Origin of the sequence: Nocardioides anomalus (genome assembly GCF_011046535.1) — a bacterium.
In the GTDB taxonomy this organism is placed as follows: Bacteria; Actinomycetota; Actinomycetes; order Propionibacteriales; family Nocardioidaceae; genus Nocardioides; species Nocardioides anomalus.
Genome location: NZ_CP049257.1, coordinates 1,503,448 through 1,525,244, shown reverse-complemented (window position 1 = coordinate 1,525,244; position 21,797 = coordinate 1,503,448). Strand labels below are relative to the sequence as shown.

General features: G+C 73.7%; 24 protein-coding genes and 1 pseudogene. 8 read left to right on the top strand and 17 right to left on the bottom strand.

The genetic code is table 11. The annotated features are described in order from the left end of the window. The first annotated feature begins 12 nt into the window (after positions 1-12). Entirely contained in the window at positions 13-333 is a 321-nt protein-coding gene (locus tag G5V58_RS07730) for a lipopolysaccharide assembly protein LapA domain-containing protein (RefSeq protein WP_165230690.1), read from the top strand. 3 nt (positions 334-336) lie between these two features. Here the strand turns inward: G5V58_RS07730 and G5V58_RS07725 are convergent, their stop codons facing one another. From G5V58_RS07725 to G5V58_RS07715, 3 genes are all read right to left on the bottom strand, one after another. Next, on the bottom strand, positions 337-657 hold the full coding sequence (locus G5V58_RS07725) for an ArsR/SmtB family transcription factor (protein ID WP_165230688.1): 321 nt from the start codon (positions 655-657) through the stop codon (positions 337-339). Next, positions 654-1,109 (bottom strand): SRPBCC domain-containing protein, encoded by a 456-nt coding sequence (locus G5V58_RS07720; protein ID WP_165230685.1) that lies wholly within the window; start codon positions 1,107-1,109, stop codon positions 654-656. Before G5V58_RS07720 ends, G5V58_RS07725 begins: the two co-directional genes overlap by 4 nt. Before the next feature lie 172 nt (positions 1,110-1,281). Then, a complete protein-coding gene (locus G5V58_RS07715; RefSeq protein WP_165230682.1) occupies positions 1,282-1,677 on the bottom strand; it encodes a hypothetical protein in 396 nt (131 codons plus the stop codon). Positions 1,678-1,872: 195 nt separating this feature from the next. On the opposite strand from G5V58_RS07715, the gene G5V58_RS07710 reads away from it, so the two are divergent. Beyond that, positions 1,873-2,109, top strand: a complete 237-nt coding sequence (locus tag G5V58_RS07710; RefSeq protein WP_165230679.1) for a hypothetical protein — start codon at positions 1,873-1,875, stop codon at positions 2,107-2,109. 41 nt (positions 2,110-2,150) lie between these two features. Here the strand turns inward: G5V58_RS07710 and G5V58_RS07705 are convergent, their stop codons facing one another. The 5 genes and pseudogenes from G5V58_RS07705 to G5V58_RS07685 all read right to left on the bottom strand — a co-directional run bounded on the left by G5V58_RS07705 (position 2,151) and on the right by G5V58_RS07685 (position 5,803). Further along, positions 2,151-2,399: a hypothetical protein gene (locus tag G5V58_RS07705; RefSeq protein WP_165230676.1), complete on the bottom strand. Its 249-nt coding sequence runs from the start codon at positions 2,397-2,399 to the stop codon at positions 2,151-2,153. A 66-nt stretch (positions 2,400-2,465) separates the two neighbouring features. Further along, positions 2,466-3,927 (bottom strand): annotated as a pseudogene (locus G5V58_RS07700) (RNA polymerase sigma factor). Positions 3,928-4,306: 379 nt separating this feature from the next. Further along, complete coding sequence (locus G5V58_RS07695) at positions 4,307-4,762, bottom strand: DUF6941 family protein (protein WP_165230673.1); 456 nt, start codon at positions 4,760-4,762, stop codon at positions 4,307-4,309. A 32-nt stretch (positions 4,763-4,794) separates the two neighbouring features. Continuing rightward, a complete protein-coding gene (locus tag G5V58_RS07690) occupies positions 4,795-5,370 on the bottom strand; it encodes an HhH-GPD-type base excision DNA repair protein (protein WP_165230670.1) in 576 nt (191 codons plus the stop codon). Between the two features lie 34 nt (positions 5,371-5,404). After that, complete coding sequence (locus G5V58_RS07685; RefSeq protein ID WP_165230667.1) at positions 5,405-5,803, bottom strand: universal stress protein; 399 nt, start codon at positions 5,801-5,803, stop codon at positions 5,405-5,407. 125 nt (positions 5,804-5,928) lie between these two features. Here G5V58_RS07685 and G5V58_RS07680 point away from each other — a divergent pair, with 125 nt between their 5' ends. Then, complete coding sequence (locus tag G5V58_RS07680; RefSeq protein ID WP_165230664.1) at positions 5,929-6,345, top strand: hypothetical protein; 417 nt, start codon at positions 5,929-5,931, stop codon at positions 6,343-6,345. Between the two features lie 4 nt (positions 6,346-6,349). Here G5V58_RS07680 and G5V58_RS07675 read toward each other — a convergent pair whose 3' ends face one another. The 3 genes from G5V58_RS07675 to G5V58_RS07665 form a co-directional block, all read right to left on the bottom strand. Then, the gene (locus tag G5V58_RS07675) at positions 6,350-7,831 is read right to left on the bottom strand and encodes a glutamate--cysteine ligase family protein (RefSeq protein WP_165230661.1); all 1,482 of its coding nucleotides are present in this window, start codon (positions 7,829-7,831) and stop codon (positions 6,350-6,352) included. Positions 7,832-7,840: 9 nt separating this feature from the next. Next, complete coding sequence (locus G5V58_RS07670) at positions 7,841-8,953, bottom strand: carboxylate-amine ligase (RefSeq protein WP_165230658.1); 1,113 nt, start codon at positions 8,951-8,953, stop codon at positions 7,841-7,843. 649 nt (positions 8,954-9,602) lie between these two features. Then, positions 9,603-10,508, bottom strand: coding sequence for a DUF4192 domain-containing protein (locus G5V58_RS07665; RefSeq protein WP_165230655.1), 906 nt, complete (start codon positions 10,506-10,508; stop codon positions 9,603-9,605). Positions 10,509-10,635: 127 nt separating this feature from the next. Between G5V58_RS07665 and G5V58_RS07660 the strand changes: the two genes are divergently transcribed. Both G5V58_RS07660 and G5V58_RS07655 read left to right on the top strand, forming a co-directional pair. Further along, complete coding sequence (locus G5V58_RS07660; protein ID WP_165230652.1) at positions 10,636-11,970, top strand: DNA polymerase IV; 1,335 nt, start codon at positions 10,636-10,638, stop codon at positions 11,968-11,970. Positions 11,971-12,012: 42 nt separating this feature from the next. After that, a complete protein-coding gene (locus tag G5V58_RS07655) occupies positions 12,013-13,023 on the top strand; it encodes a GNAT family N-acetyltransferase (protein WP_165230649.1) in 1,011 nt (336 codons plus the stop codon). Here the strand turns inward: G5V58_RS07655 and G5V58_RS07650 are convergent. The 3 genes from G5V58_RS07650 to G5V58_RS07640 all read right to left on the bottom strand — a co-directional run bounded on the left by G5V58_RS07650 (position 13,010) and on the right by G5V58_RS07640 (position 16,054). After that, the gene (locus tag G5V58_RS07650; protein ID WP_165230646.1) at positions 13,010-13,855 is read right to left on the bottom strand and encodes a 5-oxoprolinase subunit C family protein; all 846 of its coding nucleotides are present in this window, start codon (positions 13,853-13,855) and stop codon (positions 13,010-13,012) included. The genes G5V58_RS07655 and G5V58_RS07650 overlap by 14 nt on opposite strands. A gap of 3 nt (positions 13,856-13,858) precedes the next feature. Further along, entirely contained in the window at positions 13,859-14,497 is a 639-nt protein-coding gene (locus G5V58_RS07645; protein ID WP_165230644.1) for a 5-oxoprolinase subunit B family protein, read from the bottom strand. An 846-nt stretch (positions 14,498-15,343) separates the two neighbouring features. Continuing rightward, a complete protein-coding gene (locus tag G5V58_RS07640; protein WP_230487161.1) occupies positions 15,344-16,054 on the bottom strand; it encodes a 5-oxoprolinase subunit PxpA in 711 nt (236 codons plus the stop codon). Positions 16,055-16,085: 31 nt separating this feature from the next. On the opposite strand from G5V58_RS07640, the gene G5V58_RS07635 reads away from it, so the two are divergent. Continuing rightward, a complete protein-coding gene (locus tag G5V58_RS07635; RefSeq protein WP_165230638.1) occupies positions 16,086-18,233 on the top strand; it encodes a S9 family peptidase in 2,148 nt (715 codons plus the stop codon). Positions 18,234-18,242: 9 nt separating this feature from the next. Here the strand turns inward: G5V58_RS07635 and G5V58_RS07630 are convergent, their stop codons facing one another. Beyond that, a complete protein-coding gene (locus G5V58_RS07630; RefSeq protein WP_165230635.1) occupies positions 18,243-18,962 on the bottom strand; it encodes an SDR family oxidoreductase in 720 nt (239 codons plus the stop codon). An 83-nt stretch (positions 18,963-19,045) separates the two neighbouring features. Between G5V58_RS07630 and G5V58_RS07625 the strand changes: the two genes are divergently transcribed. Next, positions 19,046-19,594, top strand: coding sequence for a TetR/AcrR family transcriptional regulator (locus G5V58_RS07625; RefSeq protein WP_165230632.1), 549 nt, complete (start codon positions 19,046-19,048; stop codon positions 19,592-19,594). 234 nt (positions 19,595-19,828) lie between these two features. Beyond that, positions 19,829-20,782 (top strand): sigma-70 family RNA polymerase sigma factor, encoded by a 954-nt coding sequence (locus tag G5V58_RS07620; protein WP_165230629.1) that lies wholly within the window; start codon positions 19,829-19,831, stop codon positions 20,780-20,782. Positions 20,783-20,890: 108 nt separating this feature from the next. On the opposite strand, the gene G5V58_RS07615 is transcribed toward G5V58_RS07620, so the two are convergent. After that, entirely contained in the window at positions 20,891-21,211 is a 321-nt protein-coding gene (locus tag G5V58_RS07615) for a hypothetical protein (RefSeq protein WP_165230626.1), read from the bottom strand. Beyond that, a complete protein-coding gene (coaE, locus tag G5V58_RS07610; protein ID WP_165230623.1) occupies positions 21,208-21,795 on the bottom strand; it encodes a dephospho-CoA kinase in 588 nt (195 codons plus the stop codon). The genes G5V58_RS07615 and coaE overlap by 4 nt, the downstream gene beginning before the upstream one ends. Positions 21,796-21,797: the final 2 nt, after the last annotated feature.

Sequence of the window (21,797 nt, the reverse complement as noted above, 5' to 3'; positions counted from 1 at the left end):
GTACCGGAGGGCATGACCGACGACTCCGCCGCCCGCGACGAGCTGCTCCAGGAAGAGCTGCGGCACCAGGACGGGGACGACCCGTTGCGCGGCTCGCGGACCAGCGGCTTCTGGGCGGCCACCGTCGGCCTCGGCCTGGTGCTGTTGCTCCTCATCATCTTCATCGCGCAGAACACCCGGAAGACCACGGTCTCGTTCCTGGCCTGGGACGGCCAGGTCCCCGTGGCCGTGGCCCTGCTCATCGCGGCCGCGGCCGGGCTGTTCCTGGGTCTGCTCGCCGGACTCCTGCGCATCCTGCAGCTGCGCCGGCGGGTACGACGTACCCGCCGCTGAGGACTAGTCCCTCTCCGCGAGCTTCTTGATCCGCAGCAGGCGCTGCTCCCAGGCCCGGCCCACCCGCTCCAACTCGCGCGCCACGTCGCTGAGCCGACCGCCGAGCGCCCGGTGCACCAGCTCACGACCCCGCCGCTCGGACTCCACCAAGCCGGCCGCGGTCAGGACCTCGAGGTGCTTGACGATGGCCTGCCGGCTGACCGGCAGCTCACGGGCCAGCGCCGAGGCCGATGCGGGCGCCTCGCCCAGCCGGGCGAGGATCGCCCACCGGGTGTCGTCGCCGAGTGCGGCGAACACCGGCGTCAGCTCACCGGTCGCGCTCACGCGGCGGACCGCAGCACGAACCGGCGGGCGGCCTCGAGCTCGACCTCCCAGCCGTGGGTGTTCTCCGTGATCTGCTGGTCGATCGCGGCCCGGTCCTTGCGCAGCCGCGAGAACCCGCTCTCGACCACCCGCAGGGTGACCCCGCCCGGCCGCTCGTCGATCCAGAACTCGACCGTCGTCCCGGCCTCCGGCGCGACGTTGTCGACCCAGTGGAAGGCCACGTAGCGCGGCTCGTCCTGCTCCAGCGTGCGCAGCCGGAACTCGCCGTACGTCGGGTGGACCAGCACGGTGTGCCCGTCCTCCTCGCGCAGCTCGGGGTTGGCGTCGACCTCCTGCTCGTTGATCCACCAGCCGGGCCGCTGGACCAGGGCCCAGACCCGGTCGGCGGGTGCGTCGATGTCGATGCTGCGCTCGATCCGGTCGAGCTCGGTGTCGGTGCCGGTGTCGGTCACGGTGGTCTCCTTCGGGTCGGGACGTGCAACCACAGCATTGCACCGACTCCGCCGACATGCAACCGTCCGTCTGCAGGTGGCTGACGAGCGACGGGCCGACGCGGCCGCCGTGGGTGGTGGCGGCGGCGCCGGCCCGTGGTGCCGACGGCCGGCCCGGAGGCCGGCGCGCGGGTCAGGCAGGCTGCTGCTCCGCCTGGCAGTCGGCCAGGCGCTGCTCGGCCTGGGCCAGGCGCTGACGCTGGGCCGCCTTGTCCTTCTTGGCGTGCTGCTTCGTGGCCAGGGCCTTGTCGAGCCGGGTCTGGAGGCGCGCCTTCTCCTCGTCGGTGGTGGCGTCGGTGAGCCGGTCCTGGAGCTTCTCCACCTTGCTCTTCTGGTGGGCGAAGACCTCGGTCACCCGGGCGAGGGCGTCCTCGGCCTTGTCGACCTGCTTCTGCTCCTGGGCGCACGGCGTCTTGTCGGGCTTCCCGGAGGTCGCGTGCGAGGCGGCGTCGGCCGGCGCGAGGGACCCGAGGGTGCCCAGGGCGAGGGCCGCGACACCGGCGGCGGCGTACGTGCGGATGGCGTTCATGCGTGCTCCTTCTCCGAGGGATCGGTGCACTCCCTGTCTGTCGCCCGGGTGGCGGAGCGTTACAGGCCCCGCTCGCGGCAGGCGTCAGGCCGGTCTGGACCTGTGTGTGAGCCATGTCGCGATAACACGTTCCAGCTCCGGCCGTTGACCCTGGCAGGACCCCACGCTCGGGCGCTGGGCCGGAGGGAGCACGACGTGACCAAGGCAGAGACGGACGAGAAACGCAGGCGGCTGGTGCACGTGAGGTACGCCGTGGCCGCCGTCGGCGAGGCCGAGCACAGCCTGCACGAGGCGGTCGGCCGGGCGCGGTCCGAGGGCGCGAGCTGGGCGGAGGTCGCCGACGCGGTCGGCGACTCCCCCGAGGCGGCCGAGCAGCGGTTCAGGGACGCGGAGCACCACGAGGAGAGCTCGAGGCGGACCCGCTCGACGTAGCCGCACAACGGTGAGGCCCGACCTCGCCACCCGGTCAGGGGTCAGGCGCGCCCGTCGTCGGACTCGACCTGGGCCCTCGTCACCCGCGTCCACGCTCCCGGCGCGAAGCACTCCACGTCGACCCCGCGATCATCGACGATGAGCGCACCGTTCACGACACGGAAGCCGAGGTCCTCCTCGGACCGCTCCGCGAAGGAGATGAACGGCGTGCGCCCCCATCCGCCGGTGCGCTCCGCCGGCGCTCGACCCCGGCTGGCGTGTGGGATCTCGACGACGGCGCCACTGCTCAACGTGACCCTCAGGACCGTCGCCCCCTGCTTGGCCACGGCGCGGCGTACCGGAAGTCCGCCCCAGCCTCAGTCGAGGTAGTCGCGCAGGACCTGCGAACGGCTCGGGTGACGCAGCTTGGACATGGTCTTGGACTCGATCTGGCGGATCCGCTCGCGCGTGACGCCGTAGACCTTCCCGATCTCGTCCAGGGTCTTGGGCTGGCCGTCGGTGAGACCGAAGCGCATGCTCACCACGCCGGCCTCGCGCTCGGAGAGCGTGTCGAGGACGGCGTGCAGCTGCTCCTGCAGGAGGGTGAAGCTGACCGCGTCGGCCGGGACGATGGCCTCGGAGTCCTCGATCAGGTCGCCGAACTCGGAGTCGCCGTCCTCGCCGAGCGGAGTGTGCAGCGAGATGGGCTCGCGGCCGTACTTCTGGACCTCGATGACCTTCTCGGGGGTCATGTCGAGCTCCTTGGCCAACTCCTCCGGGGTGGGCTCGCGGCCCAGGTCCTGGAGCATCTGGCGCTGGACGCGGGCCAGCTTGTTGATGACCTCGACCATGTGCACCGGGATGCGGATGGTGCGGGCCTGGTCGGCCATGGCGCGGGTGATGGCCTGACGGATCCACCAGGTGGCGTACGTCGAGAACTTGTAGCCCTTGGTGTAGTCGAACTTCTCGACCGCGCGGATCAGACCGAGGTTGCCCTCCTGGATCAGGTCGAGGAAGAGCATGCCGCGGCCGGTGTAGCGCTTGGCCAGCGAGACGACGAGGCGCAGGTTGGCCTCGAGCAGGTGGTTCTTGGCGCGGCGGCCGTCCTCGGAGATCCACTCGAGCTCCTCGAGGAGCGCGGGCTTGAGCTTGCCGCCCTTGGCCAGCTTCTCCTCCGAGAACAGGCCAGCCTCGATCCGCTTGGCGAGCTCGACCTCCATCTCGGCGTTGAGCAGGGGGGACCTTGCCGATCTGCTTGAGGTAGTCCTTGACCGGGTCGGCCGTCGCACCGGCCACCATGACCTGCTGCTCGGGCTCGCCGGTGTCGTCGGCGTCGGAGACGACGAACGACGCCTCCTTCTCGTCCTCCTCGATGGAGGGGTCGGCCTTGACGTCCTTCTCGAACTGCTCGTCCGGCAGGTCCGGGAGGACCTTCTTGCCGTCGGGACCCACCTCGGCCTGGGCCTCGTCGACCTGGACCTCGACGGTGGCGCCGTCGGCGGGCGCGGCCTTCTTGGCGGCGGGCGCGGCCTTCTTCGCCGGCGCGGCCTTCTTGGCGGCCGGGGCCGCCTTCTTGGCGGGCGCGGTCGCGGTCTTCTTGGTCGTCGTCGCGGCGGCCACGCGGGCGCCGCTCACGTCGATGTGCACGGTGATGCCGAGCGTCGTCAGGTGCGCCAGCAGCCCCTTGAGGTGGCGTGGCTCGACCTGCGCGACCTCACTCGCACGGCGCACGTCCTCCGGCGTCAGACTGCCCCGGGAGCCCTGCTCGACCAGCGCGACGACGGCGGGGTGGGTGAGCACTTGCTCGGGGACCATGTGCTGCTTCGAGGACACGAACACCTCTTCAATCGTAGGACCGGAGGCCGGGGGGCGAGCGAGTTCTGGGCGCGGCACGACCCGCTGTCGTCAAGAGCCGCTCTGTCATTCTGCCACGCACCCAAGGGCGCACCCGCATCGGCGCGCAGCCGGTCCCACCCAGCGGGTCCCCGGGCCGTCGACCGGTGTCGGCTCAGGGGTCGACGACGTACGTCGACCGGTGTCGGCTCAGGGGTCGACGACGTACGTCGACCGGTGTCGGCTCAGGGGTCGACGACGTACGTCGACCGGTGTCGGCTCAGGGGTCGACGACGTACGTCGACCGGTGTCGGCTCAGGGGTCGACGACGTACGTCGACCGGTGTCGGCTCAGGGGTCGACGACGTACGTCGACCGGTGTCGGCTCAGGGGTCGACGACGTACGTCGCCGGGCCCTCCGGCTCGGCGGCGCGGGTGGTGAACGTCAGCCGCCAGTCGTCGCGGGTCTCGCCGTCGATCTCGAGGACCCACTGGTAGCGCTGGCCCGGCGTGAGCGGCAGCGGCCCGATCTGGAAGGCGAGCGGGAAGTCCACGTCGGCGCCGGGCACCAGCCCGGCCGGGCGCCCGACCTCGGCCTCGCCCTCGATCTGCACCGTCGTCGGTCCCTCGGGACCGGGCAGCAGCACGGGGTCGCCGTCCTGGCCGATGAGCAGCAGCCGCAGCGACATCGTGCGGTTGGTCTGGTCCCACGGCACGTCGACCTTGACCGCGATCGCCGACGGCACCGGGTCGGGGCCGGTGACGCTCCAGCCGCCGCCGTTGATGTAGAGCTTCCCGTCGGCGACCACCGCGTGGTCGGCCAGCATCAGCGTCGCGCGCACCCGGCCAACCTACTGCGCGCCCCGACGACCGCTCAGCCGGCCTCGGCCCCGGCCTTGGCCTTCGCCTTCACGGCCTTCTTGTGGTCGCGCACCTTCTGCAGGCTGCTCGGGTCGGTGACGTCGGCGACCGAGCGGAACCCGTCCTCGGCGTACGCACCGGCCGCCTGCTCCCAGCCCTCGGGTCGTACGTCGAGCTGCTTGGCCAGCAGTGCCACGAAGATCTGGGCCTTCTGCCGCCCGAAGCCGGGCAGCGCCTGGATGCGTGCGAGCAGGTCCACGCCGGTCTCGGCCTCGGTCCAGAGCCGTTCGGTGTGACCGGCGTACTGGTCCTCGACGAGGCGGGCCAGCTCCTGGAGGCGCGCGGCCATCGACCGGCCGTAGCGGTGGATGGCCGGCGGTGTCGTGGCCATCGCCGCGAACTCCTCGGGGTCGGCCTCGGCGATCGCCTTGGGCTCGACGGTGCCGAAGCGGGTGAGCACCTTGTGCGGCCCCCGGAACGCGTGCTCCATGGGGTACTGCTGGTCGAGCATCATCCCGACGAGGAGCGCGAACGGGCTGTCGGTGAGCACCTGGTCGGCGGCGTCGTCACCGGTGATGTGGATGGCCATGGGGCCATCCTGGCGCACGCGCCTCGCCCAGTCCTCAGTCGGACTTGACGGCCAGCACCGGGCAGGAGGCGTCGAGCAGGATGCGCTGGGCGTTGCTGCCCAGGATGAGCTTGCCGACCGGCGTACGGCGGCGCAGGCCGATCACGATGAGCTCGCAGGCGACCTCGTCGGCGATGGCCAGCAGGTCCTCGGCGGCGTCGAAGCCGGTCTCCGGGTGGCGCAGGTCGACCTGGACGCCGGCAGCCTCGACCCGCGCGCGGACCTCCTCGAGCTCGGCCTGGATCCGGCCGTGGGCGCCCGCGTCGTCGTGGTGGGAGCGGTGGGAGTTGACCACCACGAGATCGGCTCCGCGCAGCTGAGCCTCCGCGATGGACGCGGCCAGTGCGGCCTCGCCCTCCGGCTTGGGCACGTAGCCCAGGACCACCGTCGGCATCGTCTCTCCCTCCTGTGGACTGCGGCTGTACCCGTTCACCCCTTCGGGCACGCTAGCGGACCCGGGCCGCGGCGGCCTGTGGAGAGCCGGCGTCGGTCGCTCGCTTCCCGGGCAGGGTCGTCGCGGTGGAGGGACTGCGCGAGCCGCTGCCGGGCGAGACCCGGGCGCTGCTGCGCGAGGCCGTGCGGACGCACGTGCGGACGGTGCGCGGGCAGCGGGTGCAGACGCCGTGGTTGCACACCGGCACGCCCGGCGGTGCCGTGCAGAGCGTCCCCCTCGACCGCGCGGAGCCCTTCGACCCGGGGCTGCGGTGCGACGTGGTCGCCGCCCTGCGCGTCCGCGCCCGGGACGCGGCCCGGCTGGTGTGGCTCACCCGGGCCGGTGACCTCGCACCGCAGGACGTCGACGGCGTGTGGCTGTCCGCCGCACGGTCGGCGTACGTCGAGGCCGGGCTGGAGCTGACCTTCGTGGTCGTGACCCGGCAGGGGTGGCGCGACCCGCGCAGCGGGCTGGAGCAGCGGTGGGCCCGGGTGCGGCCGTGAGCTGTCAGTCCCAGGTGTGGACGGGCTCGTTGGTGTGCATGCGCTCGCGGTACTCCCCCAGCGTCGCGCGCAGCGCGTCGAACCGCTCGGTCCCGCCGGCCGCCTCGCGCTCGTGCATCCGGCGTACGAACCACTCGGCGCCGTTGGTCTGCAGCAGGCAGCGCTGCTCGATGATCCCGAGCAGGCGGTCGCTGGTCGCGCCCTCGACGCCCCACGCGTCCAGGCCCTCGCGGGCCATCGGCAGCAGCCGGCGCAGGGTGAGCTCGGTGGCGGAGACCTGGCCGACGCCGGGCCAGTAGAGCTGGGCGTCGATGCCGTGCTGGGCGGCGACGTGGAAGTTCTCCTCCGCGGCGCTGAACGACATCTGCGACCACAGCGGCCGCTCGCTCTCGGCCAGCGCGCGGACCAGCCCGAAGTAGAACGCGGCGTTGGCCACGGTGTCCGCGACCGTGGGGCCGGCGGCCAGGACGCGGTTCTCCACGCGCAGGTGCGGGACGCCGCCGGCGATGTCGTAGACCGGGCGGTTCCAGCGGTAGATCGTCCCGTTGTGCAGCTTGAGCTCGGGCAGGGTCGGCACACCGCCGTCCTCGAGCACCGCCAGCGGGTCCTCGTCGTCGGTGACCGGGAGCAGGGCCGGGAAGTAGCGGACGTTCTCCTCGAACAGGTCGAAGACCGAGTTGATCCACCGCTCGCCGAACCACACCCGGGGTCGTACGCCCTGCGCCTTCAGCTCCTCCGAGCGGGTGTCGGTGGACTGCTCGAAGAGCGGGATCCGCGTCTCGCGCCAGAGCTCCTGGCCGAGGAGGTACGGCGAGTTGGCGCACAGCGCTAGCTGGACCGAGGAGATGACCTGGGAGGCGTTCCAGTACTCCGCGAAGGTGTCGGGAGAGGTCTGCACGTGCAGCTGCGTGCTGGTGCACGCCGCCTCCGGGACGATCGAGTCGGTCGTCGTCTCGAGCCGGTCCTGGTTGCCCGGGCCGGCGATCGAGATGGCGATGTCCTCGCCGCGGGCGTCGAGGATCTGCTCGCCCAGCAGCTTGTAGCGCGGGTTGGCGCTGATGCTCCCCGCCGTCATGTGGTCGGGGGCGAGGGTGGGGAGGATCCCGATCATCACCATGTGCGCGCCGACGGCCGACGACTTCGCCTCGGCCTCGTTGAGGTCGGTGCGCAGCATCTCCTCGAACGTGTCGAGCCCGCCCTCGCGCAGCTTGACCGGCGGCACGTTGATCTCGACGTTGAACAGACCCAGCTCGGTCTGGAACGCCTCGTCCGCGATGGCCTCGAGCGCCTCGGCGTTCTTCAGGGCCGGGTCGCCGGCCTCGTCGACGAGGTTGAGCTCGACCTCCAGCCCCGTCATCGGGTCGTCGGTGTCGAACGCCGCCTCGCGCAGCATGCGCGCGAACACGTCGAGGTTGCGCCGCACCTTCTCGCGGTACCGCGTCCGGTCCGCGCGCGAGAACTCCTGGGCCTCGACCTCTTCCCCCATGTCGGGACCCTAGTTCCGACCGGCGGGCTCTGGGGAGGCCCACGCCTCGTGCGTCCTGGTCACCACGTCGTCCACGACCCCCTCTACCGCACCGCTCCGCTCGTACGCCGCCCGCTGCCGCGTCGCGCCCGTCCCGCTCAGCACCCGCTCGACGCCGTTGCGGACGCGCTCGCTGTCGCCGGCCCTGTCCACCCTCGTCCGCACGTGCTCGACCAGCCGCTCCAGCACCTCGCGGGCCGGGCGCAGCTCGTGGGTCACCGGGTCCAGCAGGTCGTCGGCCAGGCCGTAGCGCGACGCGCGCCAGCGTGCGGCCCGCAGCTCCTCGGCCCGCCAGCTCGCCTCCTCGCCGCTGCCCTCCGCCGCCGTCTCCACCAGCCCCCGGACCAGGGCGGCCAGCAGCCCGGTGTCCTCGACGTCGGTGGCCACGTCCAGGATCCGCACCTCGAGCGTGGGGTGGCGCTCGGAGAGGCGGGCGTCGAAGTACAGCATCCCGGTGTCACGCGCCGCCCCGCTCGCGATCATCCGCTCGCACGCCCGCCGGTAGCCCGCGACGCTCCCGAACGCCTCCGTCGGCCCCGCGCTCGGCCACGTCGACCACTGCTGGGTGCGCCAGGAGGCGTACCCGGTGTCCGACCCCTCGGCGTACGGCGAGTTCGCGCTCACCGCCAGCAGCACCGGCAGCCACGGCGCGATCCGGTCCAGGCAGGCCACGCCCTCCTCCTCGGAGGCGATCCACACGTGGACGTGCATCCCGCACGTCGTGCCCAGTCGCGCCACGTGGCCGTAGCGGACCATCATGTCGGCGTACCGGCTGTCCGGCGTGACCTCCAGCCGGTCGAGCCCCGTCGGCGCCGCGGCGCACGCGGCCACCGCGAGGTCGTGCGCACTGGCTGCCTCCTGCGCCTCGCGGCGGGACGTCACCACCTGGCGGACGATCTCGGCGATCTCGACCGTCGGCTCGGTCCGCAGCTCGACCATGTGGCGGAACAGCTCCTGGTCGATGCTGTGCGTCCCGCGCTCGGCGTCGGTCTTGAGGACCTGGCGCGCCCGCGACGTCACGATCCGCGTGGCCGGGTCGACCACGAGGAGCTCCTCCTCGACGCCGACCGTCCGGGTGTCCACGGCTGGCCAGTACCCCGACGCGCACGACCTGCCCCTCCCGGCCGCGCGCCGGCCGACCTCGCGCCGGCCGACCGCGGCGACGCGGCGACGCAGCGACGCGGCGACGCGGCGACGCGGCGACGCCCGACCGTGCGCCGGCCGACCGCGGCGGCGCGGCGGCGCCCCCGCGCGCGCCGCCGCACCCCGGGCGCCCCACCACGCCGTGGGCCGCGGGCCGCCCCACGTCGTCCGGTGGTCGCGCGCCCCCGCTGCCGCGCTACCGGGGTCCCCCGCGTCGTGTCGGGGGCCTCACGTCACCACGAGCACGCTCACCACCGGTCGCGGCCCCGCGACACCCAGTCCTCTCCCTTCTCCCCTGGCCCGCCCACCGCCACCACCTCCGCTGGTGCCGTTCCTGCTGTCTCGCCGGTCCTGCTGTGCGGCGGGGCCGCACTCAATGCCTCGGCGTGCCGCCACCGACCCCGTGGCGCACCTCGCGGTGCCGGCGCGGCCGCCGTCCTCGCGCTCGCCGCGCGGCTGGCCAGCCACGGGGCCTTCTACTGGTGCGCGGTCGACCGGGCCCGGGCCGCCGATCCGGACGACGCCCGACCCGCGCTGGTCGCCGACGTCCTCGCGGACGTCGGGCCGCGCGAGGTCTGGGAGGGCGCCGTCAGGCGACCTGCCAGGCCGAGGGTGGGACGGCGTTGGTGAGGACGTCCGCGACCAGGGCGGCGAGGGTGTTGTCGGGATCGGCGGCCCTGGCCCGGTCGACGGCGCACCAGGCGAAGGCGCCGTGGCCGGCCAGCCAGGCGGCGAGCGCGAGGACGGCGGCGGGGGCGGCGACGAGGTCGTCGGGGGCGCGTTGGACGGCGTCGCTCCAGAGGCGGACGTGGCGCAGGGCGGCGTCGCGGGACAGGGCGGCCCAGGCGGCGTCGCGGCCGGCGGGGTCGGTGAGGCCGAGCAGGACGCGGGCGAGCTCGGGGTCGGGCAGGCGGCCGGCGTCGAGGCGGGTGTCGACGAGGTCGGCGATCTCGTCGGGTGGGCTGGGTGAGGCGCGGCGGACGGCCTCGGCGACGGCGGCGACGCCCTCGGGGCGGGGTCGCAGGACGGCCTCGAGCTCGGCGCGCGAGCCGTGGACGACGATGCCCTCGAGGACGGCCTGGGCGCGGAAGCGGTGGTCGCCGACGTCGTAGGGCACGCCCGTGGGCGGGGCACCGGGCCGGCCGGGGGCGTACCACCGGCCGTCGGCGGCGCGCAGCACCTCGACGACGTCGATGCCGGCGGCGGTGAACGAGCGGCGCAGGCGGCGGATCGCGGTGCGGGCGGGTGGCCCGTCGTCGGCGTAGACCACGAACACCACGCGCTCGACACGGTGCCGCAGCGCGGGGTCGAGCAGGAGCGCGACAGCCTCGTCGGCGGCGTGGGGCGGGGGGAGGTCGACGCGGGCGTGGAAGGCCTCGAGGCCGCCGAAGGTGAGCATGACGACGGAGTCGCGGGGCTCGAAGCCGAGGACGACGGGCACGGCGGCCAGCACGTCCTCGGGCGAGCGGGCGGTGAGGGTGGTCGGGCGGGTCATGGCCAGGACGCTGCCCCGGCCGACCGACGGTCGGGGGTCGAGGCGGAGGCCCTGTGGAGAGGGCGCGTGGGCGGGCCGGTTGTGGAGACGGAGGGGACGGTCGGTGCCCGCGGGTACGTTGCGCGACGTGCGCGCCCACGCCTCGGTCCTCCACCTGGACCTGGACGCGTTCTTCGCCGCGGTCGAGCAGCGCGACAAGCCCTCGCTGCGGGGCAAGCCGGTCGTCGTGGGCGGCGTCGGCGGGCGCGGCGTGGTGGCCACGGCGTCCTACGAGGCCCGCAAGTACGGCGTCCGCTCGGCCATGTCCACCCGCGAGGCGCGCAGCCGGTGCCCGCACGCGGCGTTCCTCACCGGGCGCTTCCACGCCTACCGCGACGCCAGCACCATCGTCATGGGCCTGCTCCGAGCCGCGAGCCCGCTGGTGGAGCCGCTGAGCCTGGACGAGGCGTTCGTCGACCTCGAGGCCGCGGGCCTGCCCGACCTCGAGGTCCCGACCGTGACCGCGTTCGCCCAGGAGCTCCGCGAGAGGGTGCGCGACCAGACCGAGGGCCTCACCGCGAGCGTCGGCATCGGCACCTCGAAGTTCATCGCCAAGGTGGCCAGCGACCTCGACAAGCCCGACGGCCTGGTGGTGGTGGCGCCCGGGACGGAGCAGGAGCTGCTGCGCCCGATGCACGTCAGCGTCATCCCGGGCGTCGGCCCGGTCACCGTCGAGCGGCTGCGGCGTGCGGGCATCCACACCGTCGCCGACCTCGAGGCGGTGAGCCTCGAGGAGCTGGTCCGCCTGGTCGGCAACGCCCACGGCAGCGGCCTGTTCGCCCTCGCCCGCGCGGAGGACGACCGCACGGTCGAGCCGGAGCGCGAGACCAAGTCGGTCAGCTCCGAGGGCACCTACGACACCGACCTGACCGACCGCGCACTCATGGAGCAGCTGCTGACCCGCCAGGCCCGCGAGGTCGCGGCCCGGTTGAGCAAGCAGGGCCTGTCCGGGCGCACGGTCACCATCAAGGTGCGCCTGCACGACTTCACCACGCTCAACCGCTCGACCACGCTGCCCAGCCCCACCGACAGCGGCGCGACCATCGCCCGGCTCGCCCGCGGCCTGCTGGCCGACCTCGACACCTCCGGCGGGGTCCGGCTGCTCGGGGTCGGCGTCTCGGGCCTGGCCGACTGGATCCAGGAGGACCTGTTCGGCGAGACCGAGCAGGAGGAGGAGCCCGAGGCACCGGAGCCGGAGATCGTGCGCAGCCGCGACCGGCCGGGGTGGGCGCCGGGCATGGACGTGGTCCACGACGAGATGGGGCGGGGCTGGGTCTGGGGTGCCGGACGGGGTGTCGTCACGGTGCGGTTCGAGACGGCTCAGACCCCGGCCGGCCCGGTCCGCTCGTACGCCGACGACGACCCGCACCTCCACCACTGGCGTCCCGAGCAGGCCGAGGCCGGCGCGCCGCCCGAGGAGTAAACCGGTCGCCCCCAGCACTCCGCCTCCCTACGCTGGCGGACCGTGGACATCACCGAGCTGAGCGAGGCCGACCTCGCCGACGACGCGCTCATGCGCGAGGCCTACGAGCTCAGCCGCCGCGCCGAGACCCTCGGTCGCGAGGGGATCCCGTTCTGGAGCCTCGAGGAGTTCCTCGGCGCCTTCCGCGCCCCGGACCCGGGCGAGCGCCAGCAGCTCTTCGCGGGCCGAGAGGACGGCGACCTCGTGGCCTTCGCGGTCCTGTGGTCCTTCCTGCTCGACAACACCGACAAGGCCTTCGCCAGCATCGACGTCGACGTCCCCGCCCGCCGCCGCGGCCACGGCCGGGCCCTGGTCGAGCGCCTCGCCGACGTCGCCCGAGCCGACGGACGCAGCCTGCTGCTGGCCGACGCCAAGCTGCCCTACGCCGACCGCGAGGACCACGCCCACCGCCGCTTCGCCGAGGCCTGCGACTTCGAGCTGTCCAACTACGAGGTGGTCCGCCACCTGGCCCTGCCCGTCCCCGACGAGCAGATCCAGGGCTGGCTCGACCAGTCGGCGCCCCGCCACGAGGGCTACACGCTCGAGACCTTCGCCCACGACGTCCCCGCCGACCTGATCGAGTCGCTCTGCGTGCTGCTGGGCCAGCTCGCCGTCGACGCTCCGACCGGCGCGGTCGACTTCGAGGAGGAGGTGATGACGCCCGAGCGGTTCGCCGCCATGCTCGACGGGGTGGGGGCCATGGGCCGGGCCCGCTACGAGACGGTCGCGCTCACGCCCGACCGGCAGGTCGTCGCCCACTCCACCCTCGCCGTCCCCCTCGGCGACAACACCACCGTCTTCCAGTGGGGCACCTTCGTCCACCGCGAGCACCGCGGCCACGCCCTCGGCCTGGCCACCAAGGCCACCAACCTGCGCGCGGCGCAGCGGTTCCGCGACGACCTCACCCTCGTCACGACCCAGAACGCCGAGACCAACGACCACATGGTCGACATCAACACCACGATGGGCTTCCGGCCGGTCGAGGTCTCCGCGGAGTTCCTCAGGCGCCTGTGACGAACCGGAGCGTCTCCCCCGGCCGCGCCTGACCGCACTGCCACAGGTCGTCGGGGTGCACCACGGCCAGCACCGGGTAGCCGCCCGTCGGCGGGTGGTCGGCCAGGAACACCACCGGCTGACCGTTCGGCGGCACCTGGACCGCACCCAGCACGACGCCCTCGCTCGGCAGCTCCTCGGTGCGCACGCGCTCCAGCGCGGGTCCCTCCAACCGGAGCCCGACCCGGTTGGAGTCGGCGCCGACGACGTACGCCGCCTGGCACAGCCGCCTCAGCGCGTCCGACCCGAACCAGTCCGCCCGCGGGCCCGGCCGGACCCGCAACCGCCCCGGCCGCGGCAGCCGGGGCGCGTCCACCGCCTCCGGCGGCCCCTGCGGTACGCCGACCGGCAGCGTCGCGCCGTCGAGGACCCGCGGCGGCCCGACCCAGGCCAGGGTGTCGGTGGAGCGCGATCCGAGCACCGCTGGGACGTCCACGCCGCCGGCCACCGCGACGAAGCTCCGCAGCCCCCGCACCGGGGCGCCCAACCGCAGGAGCGAGCCGGCGGGCAGCCGCTCGGCCCGGTGCAGCCCGCGACCGGCGCCGTCGACGTCGACCTCGACCTCCGCGCCGGTCACCGCCACCCAGACCCCGGCGTCGGAGACCAGCTCCAGCCCGCCGCCCGTGACCTCGAGCAGGGCCGCGTCGGGGCCGTTGCCCACCAGCCGGTTGGCCAGCTCCGCGGCGGGCCGGTCCAGCGGGCCGGCCCGGGGCACGCCCAGGTGCGCGAGGCCGGTGCGGCCGCGGTCCTGGACCAGGGTGAGCGGCCCGGCCCGAACGACGGTGAGGACCACGGCTCACACCGCCCGGAACCGCACCCGCGTCCCCGGCGCCAGCAGCGCGGGCGGGTCGCGATCGGGGTCCCAGAGCACGAGGTCGGTGCGTCCGAGCAGCCGCCAGCCGCCGGGCGACGCCGAGGGGTAGACACCGCACCACGTCCCCGCCAGGGCGACGGCGCCGGCCGGGACCCGGGGGCGGGGCGACGCCAGCCGCGGCACCGCGTCCGCCTCGGGCAGGCCGGCGAGGTAGGCGAACCCCGGCGCGAAGCCGCAGAAGGCCGAGACGAACTCCGTGGCCGTGTGCCGCGCCACCACGCCCTCCTCGTCGGTCCCCCACCGCGCGGCAACGTCGGCCAGGTCGGCGCCGTCGTAGACCACCGGCACCTCGACCAGCTCGCCCGCGATCTCGCCGACGTCCGGGCGCCAGGACCGCAGCACGCCGTCGAGGCGCTCGCGGTCGCCGACGCCGTCGAGGAGCACGGTCCGCGCGCCCGGGACGACCTCGGTCACTGCGACGCCGGAGGCCCGCACGTGCGCGGCGAGCGAGCGCGCGGCGGCGCTGTCGGCGACCTCGGCCAGCACCGCGTCGCGGCCGCAGGGCCGCAACTCGACCTCGGCCCCACCCCCGATCGCGGGCCCGGTCGGGAGGGTGGTCATGCGAGCAGTCTGTCCCGGACGTTCACCGAGATGTGCGCCACACGTGGCCCGTTCGGTTTGCCCGCGTCCGTGCGCGGCGGTCACAGTGGGAGGGCAGGAACAGGTGAGGGCCCCTTCCGCTGGTATGAGCAGCGGAAGGGGCCCTCGGTTTGAGGCGGAAACGGTGACGCCCACCTCGACCGCACGCGCACTGCGTCCCCGCCGTCCCCGTCACCGGGCCGACGCCGCGAGTCGCCTCGCGGTGTGGGTCGCCGCTCTCGTCCGGCCCCGACCCCGCTCCGGCGAACCGGTGCTGGGTCGGAGTGGAGGGCGGGCGACGGTATGAGCGCCACCCGACCTCCGACCCTGGGCCACGTCCGGCGAGCCGGCTGCGGTTCCAGGTCCCCGTCGCGGTCCGGCAGGGCCGGTCCTCGACGGAAGCGTAGGTGAGGGCCACTCGACGGTATGAGCGGCAAGTGGCCCTCGGGTCGAGGAGGCTGGGTGACGTCCCCCTCGATCGTGCCGGCGCTCCGACCCCGTCGGACCCCGTCACCGGGCCGACGCCGCGAGTCGCCTCGCGGTGCGGATCCTTGCTCCTGCTCGATCCCCGATCTCCGTGCTTCCCTGCCTTGCGGCCTGGCCGCCGGTGGATCGGTGAGAGAGTTCTATGCCCCGCTCCGGGCGAGCCGCAAGGGGTGGCGGGCACAAACTTTCACAAACTTCTGGTCCCACAACCTGCTCCACAGGTGGAGGGTCCGAGTCCACAACTTCGGTGCTTCCTCCACAGCTTTCCTCCACAGGTTTCCTCCACCGCTGTGGACGACGACCGGTGGACGATTCGTGGCTGTGGAGAGGTGCTGGACGACCTCACAGACCGGCCAGCACCCACCCGGCGTCCTCCAGCGCGCGCCGTACGGCGTGGGCGTGCGCGACGGCGCCCGGGGTGTCCCCGTGCAGGCACAGCGAGTCGAGCCCCGGGTCGGTGCCGGCGGCCAGCCGCAGCGCCTGGGCGGCTATGTCCTCGGTGCCGGTGAGGAGCGCCCCGTCCTCGCCCCGCGGCACCAGCCGCCCCGACGCGGTGTAGCCCCGGTCGGGGAACCCCTCGTGGAAGACCCCGCGCCCGGCCGCCGCCGCGCCGGCCAGCAGCCGCCCGGGCATCCCGAGCACCGGCAGGTCGCCGGAGCCGGCCAGCACCGCCGCGGCCTGCTCCTCGTCGTCGAGCACCCGGTGGTAGAGCGCGCCGTGCGGCTTGAGGTAGCGCACCGCGGTCCCCGCGGCGGCGGCGATCGAGGACAGCGTGCCGACCTGGTCGGCGACCTGCTCGCGGAGCACGTCGTGGGCCACGTCCCGGGCCACCCGCCCGAAGCCGGCCCGGTCGGCGTAGGACACCTGGGCCCCGACCGAGACCCCGAGCTCGGCGGCCCGCTCGCACACCGCGCGCATGATCGCCGGGGTGCCGGCGTGGTAGCCGCAGGCGACGTTGGCGCTGGTCACGACGGCCAGCAGCGCCTCGTCGTCGGTGACCTCCTCGCCCAGGTCCGCGTTCAGATCCAGGCGGTGGTCCAGGTGCCCCGGCACCGGCTCACGGTACGGCGGATAGGTTCGCCGGGTGCAGCCCCCCGTCGCCGAGAAGCGCCCCGTCAGCACCGAGCACCACGGCCGGACCCGCATCGACGAGTACGACTGGCTGCGCGACAAGGAGGCGCCCGAGGTCACCGCCTACCTCGAGGCCGAGAACGCCTACACCCAGGAACGGACCGCGCACCTGGCCGGGCTGCGCCAGGCGATCTTCGACGAGATCAAGGCCCGCACCCGCGAGACCGACCTGTCGGTGCCGACCCGCAACCGGGACTTCTGGTACTACGGCCGCTCCTTCGAGGGCCGCGAGTACGGCGCGAGCTGCCGCGTCCCGGTGCGCGGCCCCGACGACTGGACGCCGCCCCAGCCCGCCGAGGACACCGCTCCGGACCAGCCCGCCCTGCCCGGCGAGCAGCTGCTGCTCGACCTCGACGCCCTGGCCGAGGGCCACGAGTTCTTCTCCCTCGGCGGCTCCAGCACCAGCCCCGACGCCACGCTCCTGGCCTACGCCACCGACGTGGTCGGCGACGAGCGCTACACGATCCGCGTGCTCGAGATCGACAGCCGCGAGCACCGCGGCGACGAGATCACCGGCGCCATCGGCGGCGCCACGTGGGACCCGGACGGCGAGCACCTCTACTACGTCACCGTCGACGAGTCCTGGCGTGCGGACAAGGTCTGGCGGCACCGGCTCGGCACCGACCAGGCCGACGACGAGCTGGTCCACCACGAGCAGGACGGCCGGTTCTTCGTCGGCGTGGGCCGCAGCCGCAGCCAGCGGTTCGTGATCGTGGCCGCGGGCTCCAAGACCACCTCGGAGTACCGCTTCTTCGACTCCCAGGCCCCTGAGCTCGGCTTCCGGGTCTTCGCCGAGCGGCGCGAGGGCCTGGAGTACTCCCTCGACCACGCGGTCATCGCCGGCCAGGACACCTTCCTGGTCCTGCACAACGCCACCGGCGCCGACTTCGAGATCGGCACCGCTCCGGTCGAGCCGACCGCCCCGGAGGACTGGGTCCCGCTGGTCCCCCACGACCCTGCGGTGCGGCTGGAGGACGTGGACGCGTTCGCCGGGCACCTGGTCGTGCACCAGCGCAGCCAGGGCCTCACCCAGCTGCGGATCCTCCAGCTCGGCGACAGCGGCGTGGGCGACGACTACCTCGTGGAGTTCGACCACGAGGTCTACACCGTCGGCAGCGGCGGCAACCCGAACTTCACCCAGCCCACGGTCCGCCTCGGCTACACCACGATGGCGGTGCCGTCCTCGGTCTACGACTACGACGTGCGCAGCCGCGAGCTCATCCTGCTCAAGCGGGCGCCGGTCCTGGGCGGCTACGACCCGGCCGACTACGAGGAGCACCGGCTGTGGGCCACCGCCGAGGACGGCGCGCGGGTCCCGATCTCGATCGTGTGCCGTCGCGGCGCGCGCGAGGACGACGGCGGCGGTACCCGCCCGGTGCCGACCCTGCTCTACGGCTACGGCGCCTACGAGATGTCCATCGACCCCTACTTCTCGGTCGCGCGCCTGTCGATGCTGGACCGCGGCGCGGCGTTCGCCATCGCCCACGTGCGCGGCGGCGGCGAGATGGGCCGCCACTGGTACGACGACGGCAAGCTCGCCCACAAGCAGCACACGTTCTCGGACTTCGTCGCCTGCGCCCGCCACCTCGTCGAGACCGGCTGGTCCCGGCCCGAGACCCTCGTCGCCGAGGGCGCCAGCGCCGGTGGCCTGCTGATGGGCGCGGTGGCCAACCAGGCACCCGAGCTGTTCGGCGGGATCCTGGCCGGGGTGCCGTTCGTGGACACCTTGACCTCGATGCTCGACTCCTCGCTGCCGCTGACGGTCACCGAGTACGACGAGTGGGGCGACCCGGAGGGCGACCCGGAGGCCTACGACACGATCGCGGCGTACGCGCCGTACGACAACGTGACGGCGCAGACCTACCCCCCGATCCTGGCCGAGACCTCGCTCAACGACACCCGCGTGCTGTACGTCGAGCCGGCCAAGTGGGTGGCCCGCCTGCGGGCCACCGCACTCAACGGCGACGACGTGCTGCTGCGCACCGAGATGTCGGCCGGTCACGGCGGGGTGTCCGGGCGCTACAAGGCCTGGCACGACCGGGCCTTCTCGTTGGCCTGGGCGCTCGACCGGATGGGGCTGGCCGAGGTCGAGCCGGGCTGAGCGTCGGGGTCAGGCGGCCCCGAGCGCGCCCAGGATCCGGCCGTAGCGCTCCTGCGGCTCCAGGGTGAGCCCGGACTTGATGAAGCGCGCCCAGTCGTCGCCCAGGACCTCCTCGGCCCCGGACTCGACCGCGTCCAGGGCCGCACCGGCCAGGTCGGCGGGGCTGAGCTTGGGCACGTCCATGCCCGCGGCCATGTCGGTGTCGACCAGGCCCATGTGCACGCCGACCACGTGCGTGCCCTGGGCCGCCAGCTCGAGCCGCGTGGCGTCGGTCAGCATCCAGGCCGCCGCCTTGGACGCGGCGTACGCGCCGCCGCCCGGCACCGTGAACCACGACAGGGCCGAGAGCACGTTGACCACCGCGCCGCCGCCGTGCGCGCGCAGCGCCGGCGCGAAGGCCCGGGTGGTGCGCAGCGGTCCGTAGAAGTTGGTCTCCATCTCGCGCCGGATGGCCGCCTCGTCCCCGGTGACCAGGGAGGTCCCGGTGGAGATGCCGGCGTTGTTGACCAGCAGCGACACGTCGCCGGCGGCCACGACCGCGGCCTCGACCTGGGCCGGGTCGGTGACGTCGAGGGCCACCGGGACCACGCCCTCCGCGCGCACCGAGCGCGGGTCCCGCGCGGCGGCGTACACCTTGGCCGCGCCGCGCTCCTGCAGGAGTCGGACGAACGCCGCGCCGATGCCCCGGTTGGCCCCGGTGACGAGGGCGACGGAACCCTGGATCTGCATGCTGTGCCTCAATCTGTAGTGATCGTTACGAATTGAGACGACCGTAGCACATTCCGTAGTGATCACTACGGTATGCTGGACCCATGGCCGGACGACCGCGGAGCTTCGACAGGGACACGGCCCTGGCCGCCGCGGTGGAGCAGTTCTGGCGTGAGGGGTACGACGCGAGCTCGGTCGCGACCCTGACGGCCGCGATGGGCATCTCCCCGCCCAGCCTCTACGCCGCGTTCGGCGACAAGCAGGCTCTCTTCGAGGAGGCCTCGCAGGCCTACGCCCAGCGGATGCTGGATGGGCTCGACCGGGCCCTGGCCCTGCAGACCACCCGGGAGGCGGTCCAGCGGGTGCTGGAGGACACCGCCCGGGCGCACACCGACCGCGCCACGCCGCCCGGCTGCCTCGCGCTCACCGAGCCGCGGCTGGCCGGCCAGCGCGACGAGGTGCGCCGGCGCCTGCAGGCCAGGCTGGACCAGGGGGTCAGCGAGGGCGACCTCCCGGCGGGCACCAGGACCGACGAGCTCGCGGCGTACCTCGTGGCGGTCCTGCGGGGCATGTCCGGCTGCGCCCGCGACGGCGGCGCCGCGCCCGAGGTCCGGGCGATCGCTCGGTCTGCACTCGCGGCCCTGCCGGGCTGAGCACGAGTTCGGCCCGTCGGCATCCGCAGACGGGGTCCGCGACGAAGTACGGATGGACGAGCGACCAGGTGCCCTGAGAAGTCCCTGAGAGTTCGTCGCCCGTGCAACTAGGCGGGTGACTCGCTCGTCTGTACGGGCAAGAGCCCACGTTTCGCCGGGGAATCCGACGGACACCGTGGGCGTTGAGACCAACGTGGGACGGCTGCGAACTCCCACGGTACCTAGGAGGGAAAAATGGCGACTCGCACCAGCGGTGCCACTCGCGAGATCGAGGGCCGCGACAGCGTCGGCCTGTACCTCGACGAGATCGCTCGCAACGCCCTCCTCGACGCGGCGGCCGAGGTCGAGCTGTCGAAGACGATCGAGGCCGGCCTGATGGCCGAGCACCTGCTCCGCGAGGGGCGGGTGGGCCGCAAGAAGGGCGGGGCCCCGATGTCGGCCACCGAGGAAGAGCTCGAGTGGCTGGCCGAGGAGGGGCGCAAGGCGGTGGACACGTTCATCACCGCCAACCTGCGGCTGGTGGTCTCCATCGCCCGCAAGTACGGCCGCGCACAGATGCCGATGCTGGACCTCATCCAAGAGGGCAACACCGGCCTGATCCGCGCGGTCGAGAAGTTCGACTACACCAAGGGCTACAAGTTCTCGACGTACGCCACCTGGTGGGTGCGCCAGGCCATCACCCGCGGCATCGCGCAGCAGGCGCGCGTCGTGCGGCTGCCCGTGCACGTGGTCGAGGAGCTCAACCAGGTCGGCGGCGCCCGGCGCACGCTCGAGCGCCAGCTGGGCCGCGAGCCCGAGCCCGCGGAGATCGCCGCGGAGCTGGGCATGGACCTCGACCGGGTCCTCGACCTCATGGCGTGGGGCCGCGAGCACGTCTCGCTGGACTCCCCCGTCGACGAGGACGGCGACACCTCGCTCGGTGACCTGATGGCGCAGGAGACCTCCCCCGGCCCGGACCTCACGGTCCTCGACGTCGAGGCCCGCGACCGGCTGAACATGCTGGTCGAGCACCTCGACGAGCGCGCCGCGGACATCATCCGCAGCCGCTACGGGCTGGTCGACGGCCGGCAGCACAAGCTGGCCGACATCGGCGCCAAGCACGGCATCTCCGCCGAGCGGGTGCGCCAGCTCGAGCGGGAGGCGCTGCAGAAGCTGCGCCGCATCGCCGACCCGGACCTGGCCGCCTGAGCCCGACCTCAGGCGCCACCCAGACGGAGCGCTGAGACCCGAGACTCAGCGGTCCCACGAGAAGCGAGAGCCCCCGCCGACACGTTCGGCGGGGGCTCTCGTGCGTCGTCAGCCGGCCAGCTCACCGATGCGGCCGACCGGCTCGCCGACCTCGGGGCAGACCCACCACGCCTCGTCGTCGAACGCCCGGGCGTTGGCGGGGTGTTGGTGTCCGGGACAGGGGGGCAGCGGCCGACCCCAGGCGCCGCGGAGCCAGAGGTTCCCGTCGTTCTGGAGCTGGTCGGCGACCCAGACGACCAGGGCGGCGCGGGACAGGGGCACACCCGGGCCACCGCGCAACCGGTCCGCCGCGGACGCGACCTGCGCGACGGACCCGAAGTCGGTCAGCACCCGCGTGACCGCCGCCTCGATCTCGTCGGCCGTGCTCACCGGGCCGTCAGCTCGGCGTGGATCTCCTCCACCCGGGCGCGGAGCTGCTCGAGCGTGCCGGTGTTGTCGATGACGTACGTCGCGATGGCCAGCCGGTCCTCGCGCGAGGCCTGGGCGGCGATCCGGGCCTCGGCGTCCTCGCGGGTCCACCCGCGCTCGCGGACCATGCGCTCGACCTGGAGCTCGACGGGCACGTCGACGACGAGGACCTCGTCGAAGGTGTCGGCGCGACCGGACTCGGCCAGCAGGGGGATGTCGTGGACGACCAGGTCGTCGGGGCCGGCGGCGGCCTCGAGCTCGGCGTACCGCTCGAAGATCAGCGGGTGCGTGATCGCCTCGAGCCGCTTGCGGGCCGCCTCGTCGGCGAACACGATCCGGCCGAGGGCGGGCCGGTCGAGGTCGCCCTCGGGCGTGAGCAGCTCCTCGCCGAACGCCGCGACGACCTGGGCCAGTCCCGGCGTACCGCGCGCCACCACCTCGCGGGCCAGCGCGTCCCCGTCGATGAGGACCGCGCCCAGCTCCACCAGCATCGACGCCACCGTGCTCTTGCCGGAGGCGATGCCCCCTGTCAGTCCCACGCGCACGG